This is a genomic window from Betaproteobacteria bacterium (genome assembly GCA_009377585.1).
Taxonomy (GTDB): domain Bacteria; phylum Pseudomonadota; class Gammaproteobacteria; order Burkholderiales; family WYBJ01; genus WYBJ01.
In genome coordinates, this window is record WHTS01000137.1 from 1 (window position 1) to 14,745 (window position 14,745).

10 protein-coding genes are annotated in these 14,745 nt (G+C 66.5%); all 10 read right to left on the reverse strand.

The features are described from left to right. Window positions 1-44 precede the first annotated feature (44 nt). The 10 genes from GEV05_26815 to GEV05_26860 all read right to left on the reverse strand — a co-directional run bounded on the left by GEV05_26815 (window position 45) and on the right by GEV05_26860 (window position 14,441). A complete protein-coding gene (locus GEV05_26815; protein MPZ46927.1) occupies window positions 45-1,067 on the reverse strand; it encodes a dipeptide ABC transporter ATP-binding protein in 1,023 nt (340 codons plus the stop codon). Further along, window positions 1,060-2,076 carry an ATP-binding cassette domain-containing protein gene (locus tag GEV05_26820; protein MPZ46928.1) on the reverse strand — a complete coding sequence of 339 codons (1,017 nt, stop codon included), beginning with the start codon at window positions 2,074-2,076 and terminating at the stop codon, window positions 1,060-1,062. Before GEV05_26820 ends, GEV05_26815 begins: the two co-directional genes overlap by 8 nt. Window positions 2,077-2,169: 93 nt before the next feature. Next, window positions 2,170-3,063, reverse strand: a complete 894-nt coding sequence (locus GEV05_26825) for an ABC transporter permease subunit (GenBank protein MPZ46929.1) — start codon at window positions 3,061-3,063, stop codon at window positions 2,170-2,172. Between the two features lie 81 nt (window positions 3,064-3,144). Further along, a complete protein-coding gene (locus GEV05_26830; protein ID MPZ46930.1) occupies window positions 3,145-4,089 on the reverse strand; it encodes an ABC transporter permease subunit in 945 nt (314 codons plus the stop codon). A gap of 110 nt (window positions 4,090-4,199) precedes the next feature. Beyond that, the gene (locus GEV05_26835) at window positions 4,200-5,747 is read right to left on the reverse strand and encodes a peptide ABC transporter substrate-binding protein (protein ID MPZ46931.1); all 1,548 of its coding nucleotides are present in this window, start codon (window positions 5,745-5,747) and stop codon (window positions 4,200-4,202) included. 302 nt (window positions 5,748-6,049) lie between these two features. Continuing rightward, window positions 6,050-7,012 carry a tripartite tricarboxylate transporter substrate binding protein gene (locus GEV05_26840; GenBank protein ID MPZ46932.1) on the reverse strand — a complete coding sequence of 321 codons (963 nt, stop codon included), beginning with the start codon at window positions 7,010-7,012 and terminating at the stop codon, window positions 6,050-6,052. A 116-nt stretch (window positions 7,013-7,128) separates the two neighbouring features. Continuing rightward, window positions 7,129-8,577, reverse strand: coding sequence for an efflux transporter outer membrane subunit (locus GEV05_26845; GenBank protein MPZ46933.1), 1,449 nt, complete (start codon window positions 8,575-8,577; stop codon window positions 7,129-7,131). 8 nt (window positions 8,578-8,585) lie between these two features. Further along, a complete protein-coding gene (locus GEV05_26850) occupies window positions 8,586-11,774 on the reverse strand; it encodes an MMPL family transporter (GenBank protein ID MPZ46934.1) in 3,189 nt (1,062 codons plus the stop codon). Between the two features lie 88 nt (window positions 11,775-11,862). Then, the gene (locus GEV05_26855; GenBank protein MPZ46935.1) at window positions 11,863-13,011 is read right to left on the reverse strand and encodes an efflux RND transporter periplasmic adaptor subunit; all 1,149 of its coding nucleotides are present in this window, start codon (window positions 13,009-13,011) and stop codon (window positions 11,863-11,865) included. 524 nt (window positions 13,012-13,535) lie between these two features. Beyond that, window positions 13,536-14,441, reverse strand: a complete 906-nt coding sequence (locus tag GEV05_26860; protein MPZ46936.1) for a hypothetical protein — start codon at window positions 14,439-14,441, stop codon at window positions 13,536-13,538. Window positions 14,442-14,745: the final 304 nt, after the last annotated feature.

The following is a 14,745-nucleotide window of genomic DNA, read 5'->3' on the forward strand; positions in this document are numbered from 1 at the left end:
TCCCGTCTGCTGTTCGATGCCGAATGTTACCAGCGGGATCCGACTCAGCGCAGATGACACGAAACGAAGTGGCCGGGCCCGAGCTGCCGCAGCTGCGGCACTTCGATCCGGCAGCGCGCCTCGGCATAGGGACAGCGAGTGTGGAAATGACAACCCGGCGGCGGCGTGACCGGGCTCGGCACGTCGCCCTGGAGTATTCGCTTCGCGCGCTTGATCTTGGGGTTCGGCACCGGTACCGCGGAGAGCAGCGCCTCGGTGTAAGGATGTTTCGCGCTGGTGAAGAGCGATTTCTTGTCGGCATATTCCACGATGCGCCCGAGATACATCACCGCCACGCGATGGCTGATGTGCTCCACCACGGCCAGATCGTGGGCAATGAACAGATACGACAGGTTGAACTCGGCCTGCAGATCGATCAGCAGGTTGATCACCTGCGCCTGGATCGAGACGTCGAGCGCGGACACGGGCTCGTCGCCGACGATCAGCCGCGGATTCAACGCGAGCGCCCGGGCGATGCCGATCCGCTGCCGCTGGCCGCCCGAGAACTCGTGCGGATAGCTCTTCATCTGCGCCTTGCGCAGCCCCACCCGGTCGAACAGCGCGGCCACCCGATCTTCCTTCGCGGCGCCTTGCGCGATGCCGTGGATCGCGAGCGGCTCGCCGACGATCTCGCCCACCGACATGCGCGGATTGAGCGAGGAAAACGGGTCCTGGAAGATGATCTGCATCTCGCGCCGGTAGGGCCGCAGCTCCTTCTTGTCGAGCCGCGTGATGTCCTTGCCGTTGACCCTGATGCTGCCCGCGGTCGGATCGAGCAGGCGCAGCACGGTGCGCCCGACGGTGGACTTGCCGCAGCCCGACTCGCCGACCAGGCCGAGGGTTTCGCCCGCGGCGATATCGAAGCTCACGCCGTCGACGGCATGCACCTGCCCGACCGTGCGTGAGAGCACGCCCTTCGTGACCGGGAAATGCTTCTTCAGCCCCTCGACCTCGAGCAGCGGAACCTGCGTGAGCGGAGCCGCCGCCGGCTGCGGCGCGCGTGTGCCGGAGCTGACCAGGTCAAGCATGGCGGGCCCCGTAGAGTTTCTCGGAATGCCAGCAGGCGGCCCAATGGCCGCTGCGCTTCTGCTCATAGGGCGGACGGTGCGCGCGGCATTGGCCGTCCGCGTGCGGGCACCGGGGCGCGAAGGCGCAGCCGGGCGGCAGCGCGTTCAGCGCCGGAACGATGCCCGGAATCTCGGTCAGCCGATCGCGCCGGGCGGCCTCGCCGCCCGCCAGGATGCCCAAGCCCGGGATCGAGGACAGCAGCCCGTGGGTGTAGGGATGCAACGGCGTCTCGAACAACGCCTCGCAGTCCGCTTCCTCGACCTTGCGGCCCGCGTACATGACGATGACACGCCGCGTCGTTTCCGCGACCACGCCGAGGTCGTGCGTGATCAGGATGACCGCCGTGCCGAGCCTTTCCTTCAGCTCGACGATCAGCTCCAGGATCTGCGCCTGAATGGTGACATCCAGCGCGGTGGTCGGCTCGTCGGCGATCAGCACCTTTGGATTGCATGCCAAGGCCATCGCGATCATCACCCGCTGGCGCATGCCGCCTGAAAGCTGATGCGGATATTCCCGCACCCGCTGCTGCGCCTCGGGAATGCGCACCAGGCGCAGCATCTCGATCGATCGGTCGAGCGCCTCCTTCTTGCTCATGCCCTGGTGCAGGATCAGCGCCTCGCCGATCTGCCGCCCCACCGTGATGACCGGGTTGAGCGAGGTCATCGGCTCCTGGAAGATCATCGAGATCTCGTTGCCCCGAATGGCGCGCATTTCCTCCTCCTCGAGCTGGAGAAGATCGCGCCCGCCCATCCTGACCGAGCCGCCGACGATGCGCCCGGGCGGATCCGGGATGAGCCGCATCAGCGTCAACGCGGTTATACTCTTGCCGCAGCCCGACTCGCCGACGATGCCGAGCGTTTCGCTGCGACCGAGCTTGAACGAGACATCGTCGACCGCCTTGACGATGCCGCCGCGGGTATAGAACCAGGTCTGCAGGCTGTCGGCCTCGAGCGCGTACTCCTGCGCCATCGTGGCTGAGCGCACTTCCGCCGCGGGCGCCTGCTTCAGGGGTTCGACCATCGCCATCGGCTCACGCCTTCGTGTTCGATGAAAGGATCCGGGCTAGCTGCGCTGACGCGGGTCGAGGATGTCCCGAAGCGCGTCGCCCAGCAGGTTGGTGCCGAACACGGCCAGGCTGATGGCGATGCCGGGATAGATGACGAGCCACGGCGCCACTCGCACGTACTCGGCCGCTGATTCCGACAGCATCCGTCCCCAGGAGGGGTGCGGCTCGGGAATGCCGAGCCCGAGGAAGGACAGCGAAGCCTCGGTCAGGATCGCCGAGCCGAGTTGCGCCGTCGCCAGCACGATGAACGGCGCCAGGGTGTTGGGCAGGATGTGCTTCAGCGCAATGCGCGTCTCGCTCATGCCGATGGCGCGCGCCGCCTCCACGAACGGCATTTCGCGCAGCGACAACGTATTCGCGCGGATCACGCGCGCGACGTGCGGGACGAGCGGGATCGAGATAGCGATGATCGTGTTCTCGAGCGACGGCCCCAGCGCCGCCGCCATGACCAGCGCCATCACCAGCAGCGGCAGCGCCTGCATGATGTCGATGATGCGCTGGGTGACCAGGTCGAACCAGCCCAGCAGATAGCCCGACATGAGCCCGATGGCCACGCCGAGGAGCCCACCAAGTAGTGTGGAGCCGATGCCCACCATGAGCGAGATGCGCGCACCGTGGACGATGCGGCTGAAGAGGTCGCGCCCCATCACGTCGGCCCCCAGAAGGTGCGAAGCGCCGGGCGCCGCCAGCGAGTCGTCGGCATTGGTCCCGAGCGGATCGTGCGGTGCTATCCAGCCGGCGAAAAGAGCCGCGAACACCAAGACGACGAAGATCAGGCCGCCGATCGCCCCGAGCGGGTGGCGGCGGCAATAGAACAGGAAAACGGAGAGCTTGCCGTCGACATTCGCCCCTGCCTTGTGCAGCTCTGCTGCATGATCGATCGTGGTCACCGCGTGCGCTCCCGAGAAATGGTCCCGTTGTCGACCTGCGCCATGCTCATCGCGAGAGCACCCACCGTTCCGAGGCTACTGCTATGCGTACTTGATCCGCGGATCCAGGCTCGCATACATTATGTCCACCAGGAAATTCATGAACACGACCACGACCGCGATCAGCATTACCAGATTCTGCACGATCGGGTAGTCGCGCTTGAGGATCGCCTCGACCAGGAAGTGCGCTACACCCGGGATATTGAACACCGTCTCGGTGATGATGAGCCCGCCGATCAGGAACGCCGCCTCGATGCCGATGATGGTGACCACGGGCAGGATGGCGTTCTTCAGCGCGTGATGGTAGTTGACCGAGCGCTCGGAAGCGCCCTTGGAGCGCGCGGTGCGAATGTAGTCCTGGCGCAGCACCTCGAGCATCGAGGAGCGCGTAAGACGCATGATGATGGCCGAGGCACGGAAGCCGACGGCCGCGGCCGGCAGCAGCAGGAGCTTGAACTCCGCCCACAGGCTCTCCGGCGTGTCGGTGTAAATCGGGATCTCGCCGAAATACTTCACGCACGCCATCAGGATCAGCAGCGCCAGCCAGAACGAAGGCAGCGACAGCCCGCTCAGGCTGAACACGCGCAGCGCATAATCGAGCGGCGTGTCCTGGCGCACGGCGCTGATCACGCCGAACGGCACGCCGAACAGCACCGCGAAGAACAGCGACATCGCCGCGAGCTTGAGCGTGATCGGGATGCGCGGCCCAAGCTCGTCGATCGCCGGCAACTCGGAGACGTAGGAGATGCCGAGATCGCCGGTGAGAAGCGCGCTGATCCAGTTCCAGTACTGGAGTGGAATCGGCAGGTCGAGCCCGAGCTCCTTCTCCAGCGCCGCCTTCGCCGCCGGGTCGATGAACCCTGCCGAATCGAACATGATGTCGGCGATATTGCCCGGCATCAGGCGCAGCATGCAGAAGATGACGATCGACATGCCGAACAGCGTCAGCAGCATGAGGAAGAAGCGCCGCACCATGTAGCTCGTCATGGCCTGTCTTCTCCTTGGCGTGCGCGCCCTGGTTTACGAAGGCGATCCGGTCAGGGGAGCGGTGTCTGCCAGCCGAGCCGGCCGACCGCGGCACCGGAGCCGTCGCCTGCCTATTTGTCGAGCCACACGTCCTCGAAGCGCCAGCCGTTGTAGACGCTGTTGGTCATCACGGTGAAGCCCTTCACGCGCGGCTGGTAGCAGGTAGCCCCCTTGGCGTTGAAGATGATCGGGCGCGCCCCGTCCTCCTGCAGCTTGCGGTCGATCTCCCACACCAGCTTCTTCCTCGCCTCCTGGTCTTCCATCATCGACTGCTTGTCGAACAGCGCCTGCAGCTCCTTGTTGCAGTAGCCGGTGTAGTTGCGCTCGGAGCCGCAGGCGTAGTTCTCGTAGAACATGGCGTCGGGATCGTCCACGCCGAGCCCCGTGAGGTTCATCCCGACCATGTAGTCCTTGCGCCCGACTTTGGCGTGCCAGTTGCTCGTCTCCACGGTATCGAGCTCGCCGTCGATGTAGATTTCCTTCAAATGGTCGATGAGGATGACGGCAGGGTCGCGATAGATCGCGATGTTGCGCGTCGCCACCTTGATCTTCAGCCGCTTGTCCGGACCGTAGCCGAGCGACTCCATGATCTTGCGCGCGGCCGCGCGATTGGCTTTCACGTCGCCGTAACCCGGCACCTTCTTCAGCACCTCGGCCGGCATGCCCCATACCCCGTAGGGCGGGGGCAGGAAGTTGGCGCTGATGACCGCGTCGCCCTCGCTCAGGATATCGACGAAGGCCTGGCGGTCGAGCGTGAGCGCCATCGCCTCGCGGATCTTCGCATTGTCGAACGGCGGCTTGTCGCGATTGACGATGAGGTTGCGAGTAACGTTGGTCGTCACCATGTCGCACACCGCCTTCGGCGCCTGCTTCTTGATGTCCTTGAGCAATGCGTGGGTGACGTCGGCGTTGTACGTCATGTCGAAGTCGCCGGCGACGAACGCGAGCACCCGGGTCGAGCGGCTGCGGATGATGGTCCACTCGATGCCGTCGAGGTAGGGCCGACCCTTCTTCCAGTAATCGGGGTTGCGCGTGAACTTGACGTGCTCGTTCTGCTTCTGCTCGACGAATTTGAACGGCCCGGTGCCGATCGGATGCGTGCGCATCTTCGCCGGCGGTACGTGGCACGGATACACCGGCGAATAGCCCGAGGCGAGCAGCGCGATGAACGCCGGCTGCTTGCGCTTCAAATGGAAAGTTGCCTGGTAATCGTTGTCGGCGGTGACTTTCTCCAGGTTCCCGTACCAGGATTTGCGCGGGTTCTTGCGCAGGGCGGGCTTGACGTTGCCCAGCAACAGATCCCAGGTGCATTTGACGTCCTTGGCCGTGAGGGGCTTGCCGTCGTGCCACTTGACGCCCTTGCGCAGCTTGAAGACGAGCTGGGTCTTGTCCGCGTTCCACGACCATTCGGTGGCGAGGTCGGGAACGATGGTCTCGAGGCTGTTGACCGCCTTGTGCTGGTCGAACATGACCAAGTTATTGAACACGCCCATGTACGGCGAGACGGTGGAGTTGGTCGCCTCCTCGTGGATCGAGCCGCTCGGCGGCGTTTCGCGATGGTAGACCTTCATAATGCCTCCGCTCTTTTGCGCGAGGGCGACCGACGTACCCATCGTCATGACGGCGGCCGTGGCAACAACGGTCAGCGTGCGAAGCATCAGATGCATGCGGAACCCTCCCAAACATGTATGACTGCCGCAACTTTCTGAAAGCGTTGAGTACCGCCTCCTCCGAAATGATTATGCACTTGGCCCGCGAAATGCGCCAAGCGGGTAATGACGTGCGTTGCGCTTTAGCTCTTTCCTGGTATGCGCGCAGGGTGACCCACGCAGTTCACGTACGTTGATTGCCGGGAACCGCGGCTTGCTGCGATGCGACTGGTCGCGGCATCTGGAGCGATCGTCGGCCGAAACCAGCCGAGCTATTGCGCTTTGACGTTCGCCTCGCGCGCGACCTTGGCCCATTTCGCGATGTCTTTCTTCAGCACGGCACGGAATTCCTCGGGCGTGCTGCCGACCGCATCCGCGCTCAACGCCGTGAACTGCTCCTTGAGCGTGGGGTCGGCGATCGCCTTGACGATCTCCTCGTAAAGCCGGCGCACGATGGCCTGCGGCGTGCGCGCCGGCGCGAACATGCCGTACCAGGAGCCCAGCTCATAGCCCGGCAGCCCCGCCTCCGAGATCGTCGGCACATCGGGGATCAGCGGCGAGCGCTTCTTCGAGCCGATGCCCAGCGCGCGCACGCGCTTGGATTTGATGAACTCGGCGCTCGCCGTGATCGAGTTCCACGTCATCACGAGCTGCCCTGCTGCCGTATCGGTCATCGCCGGCGCGAGCCCTTTGTAGGGCACGTGCACGCCCTTGATGCCCGCCATCAGATTGAACAGCTCGAAGCCGAGATGCGACGAGCTGCCGATGCCCGACGAGCCATAGGTGAGCTGCCCCGGCCGCTGTTTGGCGAAGGCGATCAGCTCCTTCACGCTTTTCACCGGCAGCGACGGATGCACGAGCAGCACGAAAGGCGATTCGGCGATGAGCGAGATCGGCTCGAAGTCCTCGAGCGGATCGTATGGGAGCTTGGAATAGATGGCCGGGTTGGTCGTGTGCGTTCCGGTGGTGCTCATCAGCAGCGTGTAGCCGTCGGGCTCCGCCCGCGCGACCAGCTCGCAGCCGATGATGCCCGAGGCGCCCGCGCGGTTGTCCGCGACGAACGGCTGTCCCATGTTGTCCTGAAGCTTGCGGCCGATGAGCCGCGCGAAAATGTCCGTGCCGCCGCCGGCCGAAAACGGGATGATGAGGCGCACGGGTTTTGTCGGATAGGTCTGGGCTGGCGCCGGGACGGCGAAGACAAGCGCAGCGACGGCGATTGCAAAGATCGAACGCATGGCGAACCCTCCTCGTCCTCGATCGCACTCGATGCTCAGTCTAGCGCCGATTGTTGGCGATCCGCGTGATTAGACTCGAGTGCTCGTGTCCCGGACGGACCGGCAGACACGCTGCGTTACGAGGCCGCCGCGGGAAGCTGCGGTTCGTCGCCGGCTTCTTCCACCAGGCCCAGAGCCTCGAAGGTCGCGACCGCCAGACGCGCCGAGTCGGCCTGCGCCTGGAGCTGCTGGCGCTGCAGTGTGAGCAAGGTGCGGCGAGCGTCCAGCACATCGAGGAAGGTGCTCAAGCCCGCCGTGTACAGCGTGCGGGCATCCTCGACCGCCGCCTGTGCGGCACGCGCCGATCGTTCGAGCGCCTCGATCCGCGCTCTAGCGGCCTGGGCGCCGACCAGCGCCGACTCGACCTGACCCAGCGCTTGCAGCAGGGTTTGCCGGTAAACGAGCGCGGCCTCGCGTGCGCGCGACTCGGCCGCATCCACCTGCGCCTGGCGTTCGCCGGCATCGAACAGGGCCAGGTTGATCACCGCGGCGATGCTGGCGCTCACCGTGTCGATGAGTGCGCCATTGAAAGCGCCCGAGACCAGTGTGAGCGTCCCGGGCAGTCGCAAACGCGGATGCAGCGCCGCCCGCGCCACCCCGATGTCGGCGACGGCCGCTTCCAGTGCCCGCTGGGCCGCGCGCAGATCGGCGCGTTGCCGCAAGAGATCCAGCGGGCGCCCGACCGGCTGCTCGCCGCGCAGCGCCGGCAGCGGCGCCGCGCGCTGTGTCTCCTTCGCCTGCGCAATCGCGACCGCCTGCAACGACGGCGGCTGCGGCCGCTCGCCCGCCAGCAATTGCAAGGCTGCGAACGCCTGCCGCGTGCGCGCTGCCGCGGTGGCCTGATCGGCTTCGATCGCCGTCAGGTCCGCCACCGCGCGTTCGACATCCAGGCGTGGCGCGAGCCCGGCATCGAATCGCACCCGCACCACGCGCAGAACGTCGTCCTGTAGCCGATGCCCCTGCGCCAGGAGTTGCGCGTCGCGCACGGCCTCGCGGTACTCGATCACACCGCTGGCCGCGAGAGCGGCGGTGGCCAGACGGGTAGCCTGCACCAGGTCCCGGCTGCGCAACAGATTCGCGGCGGCCGAACGTTCGGCTTGCTCCAGCCCGCCCCACAGGTCGGCATCCCAGTCGAAGATCAAGCCGGCCGACAATCGCGCCCCCCGGCGTTGCCCACCGCTGGCGCGCGTGTTGTAGCCGGCGGTTGCCTCGGAACCGAGGCGCGGGCTGCGCTGGGCGCGCGCCGAGCGCAGCAGCGCGTCGGCCTGTGCTACGCGTTCCCTGGCGATCGCGATGTCGGGCGCGCCGGCCAACGCGCGCTCGACCCATTCGATCAGAAGCGCATCGTCGAAGCGCAGCCACCAACGCAGATCGGAGGCCTCGGGCGTTGCCGCAGCGGAATCGGCGGCGGCATAGCGATCGGCAGCATCGAGCTCGATGTTTGGATGCACGGGCTGCGGCGCCGGTCCTGCGCAGCCTGCGAGCGCGCCGGCAAGGAGAAGCAGCGCGCTCCATGCGCACGTCATGCAGCCGGTCACCGTGCTTCCTTCGGCGCGTGCGCGCCCGCGTCCATGCTGCGCGCGGCTTCCATCTCGGCCGCCAGCCGGTCGCCGTGGTGCCGGCGAGGCGAAGAGAAGCGCGCGATGCCGAGGTACATCACCGGCGTGAGGAACAGCGTGAACAATGCAGCCAGCGAAAGCCCGCCGAAGATCACCGAGCCGATCGCGATGCGCGATTCCGCGCCCGGCCCGCCGCTCAGCAGCAGCGGCAGCGCGCCCACGACCGTGGCGGTCATCGTCATCGTGATCGGGCGCAGCCGCGTGCACGAGGCTTCGAATGCAGCTTCGCGCACGCTGCGGCCCGCATCACGCAGCTGGTCGGCGAATTCCACCATCAGAATGCTGTTCTTCGCCATTACGCCGACCAGCAGCAGCAAGCCGATCTCGCTGTAGATGTTGAGCGAGACATCGCCGAGCAGCATCGCAAACACCGCAGCCGCCAGGCCGAACGGAACGGTGAGCAGCACCGAGGCCGCGCTCGTGAGACTCTCGAACTGCGCCACGAGCACCAGGAACACGACCAGCAGGGCGATACCGAAGGTGGCCGCCACGTCGTGCGAGGTTTCCTCCAGCGTGGCCGCATCGCCACGGAACAGCATGCCCATCTGCGGCGGCAACTCGCTAGCAGCGAGCGCACGCAGCTCGTCCACCGCCTGTTGCAGCGCATAGCCCGCGCGCGGCTGGACGATGACTTCGACCGCACGGCGCTGGCCGAAGCGCTCCAGCTCGGCGGGAATGGCGTGCTCCTCGAAGCGCACGAACTGCACCAGCGGCACCAGGCGATCGCCTGCTGCGCGCACTTTGAGCATGAGCAGATCCTCGGGTGCCGTCGCGCCGCGCCGCGCCGACTGCACGATGACCGGAATGGTCCTGTCTTTCGAGGTGATCTCGGTGACCTCGTAGCCATCGACCAGCGCGCGCAGCAGGGCCTCGAGCCCTTCGATGGACACGCCGAGCTCGGAGGCCCGCTGCCGGTCGATCACCATCGACAGTTGCGGTTGGGACGCCTGCCATTCGACCTGCACCTCGCCCAGGCCCGGCAAGCGCTCTTGGATGGCCGCGGCGAAGCGGAAAGCCACTTCGGCGATGCGCGCGTGCTCTTCGCCGGTGATCATCAAGCGCACCAGGCCATCGCTGCCGCCGACACCCAGGCTGCTGCCGCTGCGGATGCGCACGCGTGCGCCAGGCAAGCGCTCGAGCTTCGACAGCACCCACGCAGCCGCCTCCTGCTGGCTCATCTCGCGCTCGCCCCAGTCGACCAGCGGTGCGATGATCTCGGCGCGATTCGGATCCCAGCCGCCGGTGATCGTGAACACCTGCGATACCACGCCCTTGTCGACCAGAGGCTGCACGGCGGCCAGCGCAGTTTCCAGCTGACGATCCATGTACGGCAGCCCCGTGCCATCGGGGCCTTGCATTCGGATTTGCAACAGGCCGCGGTCTTCGGCCGGCACCAGCTCCTGCATGAGACGGCCGAATCCAAGCACGGCGGCTGCGGCCAGCAGCAGGCTGGCGATCAGAAGCCACCAGGGATGACCCAGCACCGCCCGCAATGCGCGCTCGTAGACATGACGCATCCAGGCGCCGCTGCCTCGCAACGCAGCGCCGAGCCGGCGCGCGCCCATTCGGCTGCCGAATCGTCTCAGCCGGCGCGGCGCAGCATAGGTTTCCACCGCTGTCTCGTCCGGCATGCGCGAAGCGATCATCGGCGCCAGCGACAGGGCAACGAACGCCGACAGTGCTACGGCAATCGCCATCACGAATCCGAATTCGGCGAACAGCCGCCCCGCGGACGAAGGCAGGAAGGAGATTGGCACGAACACAGCAATGAGCGTCGCGGTGGTCGCCATCACGGCGAAGAAAACCTCGCGCGTGCCGAGCACCGCGGCAGCCCGCGGGCCCAAGCCCTGGCCGCGCCGGCGCTGGATGTTCTCCAGCACGACGATGGTGTCGTCGACCACCAGTCCGGACGCCAGCACCAGCGCGAGCAGCGTCAGCAAATTCAGCGAGTAGCCCAGGATCCAGATCGCGGCCAGCGTGCCGATCAGCGAGACCGGAATGGCGACCGCCGGTGCCAGGGTCGCGCGCCAGCGGCCGAGGAAGAGCCCGACGACCGCGATCACGATCACCACCGAAAGCGCCAAGGTGAACAGCACCTCGTGGATCGCGCCGCGGATGAATATGGCATCGTCGGCAACCACGCTGATGCGGAAGTCGTCACCGCGGGCATTGATCCGCTCCGCGACGCGGCGTACGCCCTCGGAGATGTCGACGGTGTTGGACTGGGCCTGGCGCACGATGCCAAGATTGACGACGGTGCGGCCATCGAGGCGCGCATAGGCGGTCGCATCCGCAGGCGCGAAATGGACGTCGGCGACATCGGCCATCCGTACGTCCGGACGTAGCTGCAGCGCCAGCGCCTGTTCCGGCGTCGCCACCGACGCGTTGGCTCTGACCAGCACCTCCTGTTGCTGCGTCTCCAGGCTGCCGGCAGGCACGTCGGCGCGCGCCGTGCGCAAGGCCGCCACCACGTCGCCGACCGCCAAACCCAAGGCGGCGAGTCGCTCCGGGCTCAGGCGCACGCGCAGCACCTGCTCCCGATCGCCGAACGGTGTCACGTCGGCGACGCCGGGCACGGCAACGAAGGCGGGCTCGATCTGATCCTCGATCGCCTGCGTAAGCTCGTCGATCGCGAGCCGCTTGCTCGAGACTGCGAGCCGCATCACCGGCTCGGCGTCGGCGTCGGCCTTGACGATGGTGAGGTTCTCCACGCCCTCGGGCAGGTCGCCCTCGACGCGGCTCACGGCTTCGCGCACATCGTTGGCCGCCGTGATCAGGTCGACATCCGGGCGGAACTCGACGATGACGCGCAGATTGCCTTCTTCGCTGCCCGAGCGCACCGAGTAGACGCCCTGCACGCGCGCGGCGGCGCTTTCGATCAAGCGGGTGACTTCGGCATCCAGCGTCTCGGGCGCCGCGCCGGGATAGTCGGCGCGCACGGCCACGATCGGCCGATCGATGTTCGGCAGCTCGCGGATCTCCACGCCGCGCAGCGCACCCAGGCCGGCAATCACGATCAGCAGGTTGAGCACGATCACGAGCCACGGCCGGCGGATGCTCAGCGCCGGCAGATCGGATGCATCGGATGCGCGATCGACACTCATCGCGACACCGCCGCGCTTGCGCGCGTTTCGAGCACGCCAGGGTTCGGCCAGGCCGATATAAGCGTGCGAGCTCTCGCTGGCGATCGCATCATCGTGTCTCGCCCTTCGCCGCCGGCGCGCCGTCGTCCGAGCCGATGACTTCCACCGCGCGGCCGTCGCGCAGGCGCTGCACGCCCTCGACCACCACGGCCTCGCCTTTGCGCAAGGACCCCTCGAGCAGGACGCGCGTCGGCAGCCGGCGCACCATGCGCACCGGTACCCGCACGGCGCGTTGGTCCCGGACCGCCCAGACATGCGATCCTTCGCGGTCCCATTGCAAAGCCAGTGCGGGCACGCTGATGAAGCGACCGCCAGGAAATCGCAGGTCGACCTGGAACGACATTCCGGGACGCAGCAAATCCTCGACGTTGCGCACCACGGCCTCCACGCGCACCTGGCGCGTCACCGGGTCGACGCGGCTGTCGATGCGCGACAACCGGCCCTCGAAGCGGCGGCTGGGATAGGCTACGTTGGTCACCGTCAGATCGTGTCCGATGGCAAGGCGGCTCAGGTACGCCTCGGGCACGCTGAAGGCCACGCGGATCCGGCTGCGATCGTCCAGCGTCGTCACGACCGTCTCGGTCGTGATGCGGTCGCCGGATTGCACCTCCGCCAGACCGACCACGCCGGCGAATGGAGCGCGCACCGTACGGTCTGCAAGCGCTTCTCGCGCCTGGGCCAGTGCGATCTCGGCCTGGCGCAGTTCGTTGCGCGCCTGGTCGAGCACGCTGCCGGCAACTGCGCCCGTGCTGCCGGTTCGTTCGTAGCGCGCGAGCAAACGGCGAGCGGCATCGAGCCGAGCCGACGCCATGTCGACGGCAAGGCGCTGGCGCCGATCCTCCAGGCGCAGCAGTACCTGGCCGGCACGCACGGCTTGCCCCGCCTGGAACGCGACCTCGACGACCTCACCGGCCGAGGCGGGGTACAACGTGACCGAGCGCAATGCCAGGCCCGAGCCGATCACTTCGACTGCGGCGATATCCTGCGCTTCGATCGCGGTTGCGACGATGACTGGCAAGGCCTGACCTGGACTTGACGTCTGCCCCTGCGGTGGCATCTCGCTATCCTGCGTCTGCCTTTGCGGCTGTATGCCGCTATCCTGCGCCCGTGCGCCGAGGGTCGGCACCGCGATGCAAATCAGCATCGCGGGCAGAAGCGAGGCAAGCAGAAGGCGAAGCGGATGCGACAGAGACGCCACGACGCATATGTCGCGGCTTGCGCCCTGGAACCTTGTCGTGGCGTCTCTTCCCTCACCCCCAGCCCCTCTCCCAAGGGGAGAGGGGAGCGTCTCGTGCCCGCTGATGCGGGCAGGTTCCTGGGTCGATACCGGGGCCGACGCGTGCTTCCCGGTCAGGCGCTTGCGAGGCGAGGAGGTCGACAAGAGAGCGAACAGCCTTTTCGCGGGCTATCCACCTGCCGCAACCGAAAACCGGCGTGGCGTCCCGACTCGATTGCAGGGCCGGTCGCTAGGCCGGGCGCTCCAAGTCCCTGACGCTCGGCTTCGCAACCACTTGGAGGCGCCGATGGTCGTAGCGCTGCCCAATCGCCTAGACACCGGGCAGTTCCATGGAGTTCCGAGCACGCCAGGCTCCGTACGGCGGCGACCCGGCGAAGCGCCTCTCCTTCTCGGACGTCCTCGAACGTCTAGAGCGCGTTATGCGAGCCGTCGCAGAACGGAGCATGTCACTTCAGGCGGACTGAATCGCGCCCGGAATCGCGGCATCAGCGCTTGCGCCGCATCGACGGCGGTGCGTTCATGTCGCGCGCGTTGCCCTCCAGGTACTTTTCCATCTCGCGCTTGTTGCGCATGCGAAAGCCCTGGAAGTCGGCCTTGCGGCCTTCGAGGAAGGCATTCATGCCTTCGAGGCTTTCCTCGGAGCCCCACACGTGCGCCAGCAATTCCATGCCATGCTGCCACGAGGCGTACAGGAGGTCGGATTCGAAGTTGAGCGACTTCTTCGTCATGCGCAGCGTCTGCGCGCTGTGGCCCTTGAGGGTCTCGCACCACTTGAGCGTTTCGGCCAGCAGTTCCTTTTGCGGCACGCACTTGTTGATAAGGCCGATTTCCACCGCTTCCTTGCCGCTGAAGCGGCGGGCGAGAAAAATCATCTCGCGCGCCAGGCGCTCGCCGATGAGCCGCGGCAGATACTGCGTCGCGCCTACGGTGGGACAGGCAGCGACACGCGCCCCCGTCTGCCCGAGCACGGCATTCTCGGAGGCGATGGCGAGATCGCACCACAGCGCCAGTTCGTGTCCGCCGCCCATGCACCAGCCGTTGATCATGGCGATCACCGGAATGGGCACGCCGCGGATCGCCATCGCGAGCCCGAGCATCCGGTCGTTCCACATGTACGCGTTCTGGAACGTGAGCCGGCGCATCGCATAGAAATCACCCCCGGCGGAGAAGGATTTGTCGCCGGCGCCGGTGAACACGATGCCCACGATGGAGGGATCCTCGCGGGTGGACTTCACCGCGTCGATCATCTCGTCCAGCGACTGCTCGCGGAACGCGTTCAGGATGCGCGGCCGATTGATCGTGATCCAGGCGACCTGGTCCTTCACCTCGAACAGGATGTCCTTGTAGCTCTTCTGGTCGGCGATGCTGGGAACGCTGCGCTTTCGGGCCATCGAAATCTCGCGAATGGAATGGGTGGAGAGAACGCGCCGGATTCTAGCAGATGGAAAATCGGCATTCGCCGCGAACCGTTGCACCGTATTTCAAACCGATCGCCCAGCCGATCTCGAGCAGCCCCGGGACCAGCAACAGTGTCGATGCCATGGCAGCTCCCGTGCGTTTCGAATCGATGCGCCGCGACCCGGCGGCCCTGCATCGCATCCGAGCGCCAGCTTATCATCGCAGCCGCATTGACAGCCCGGCGCGGCGACTCTATGGTTTGTCGCCGCCATCGATCGTGCGGCCCATACAAAGGAG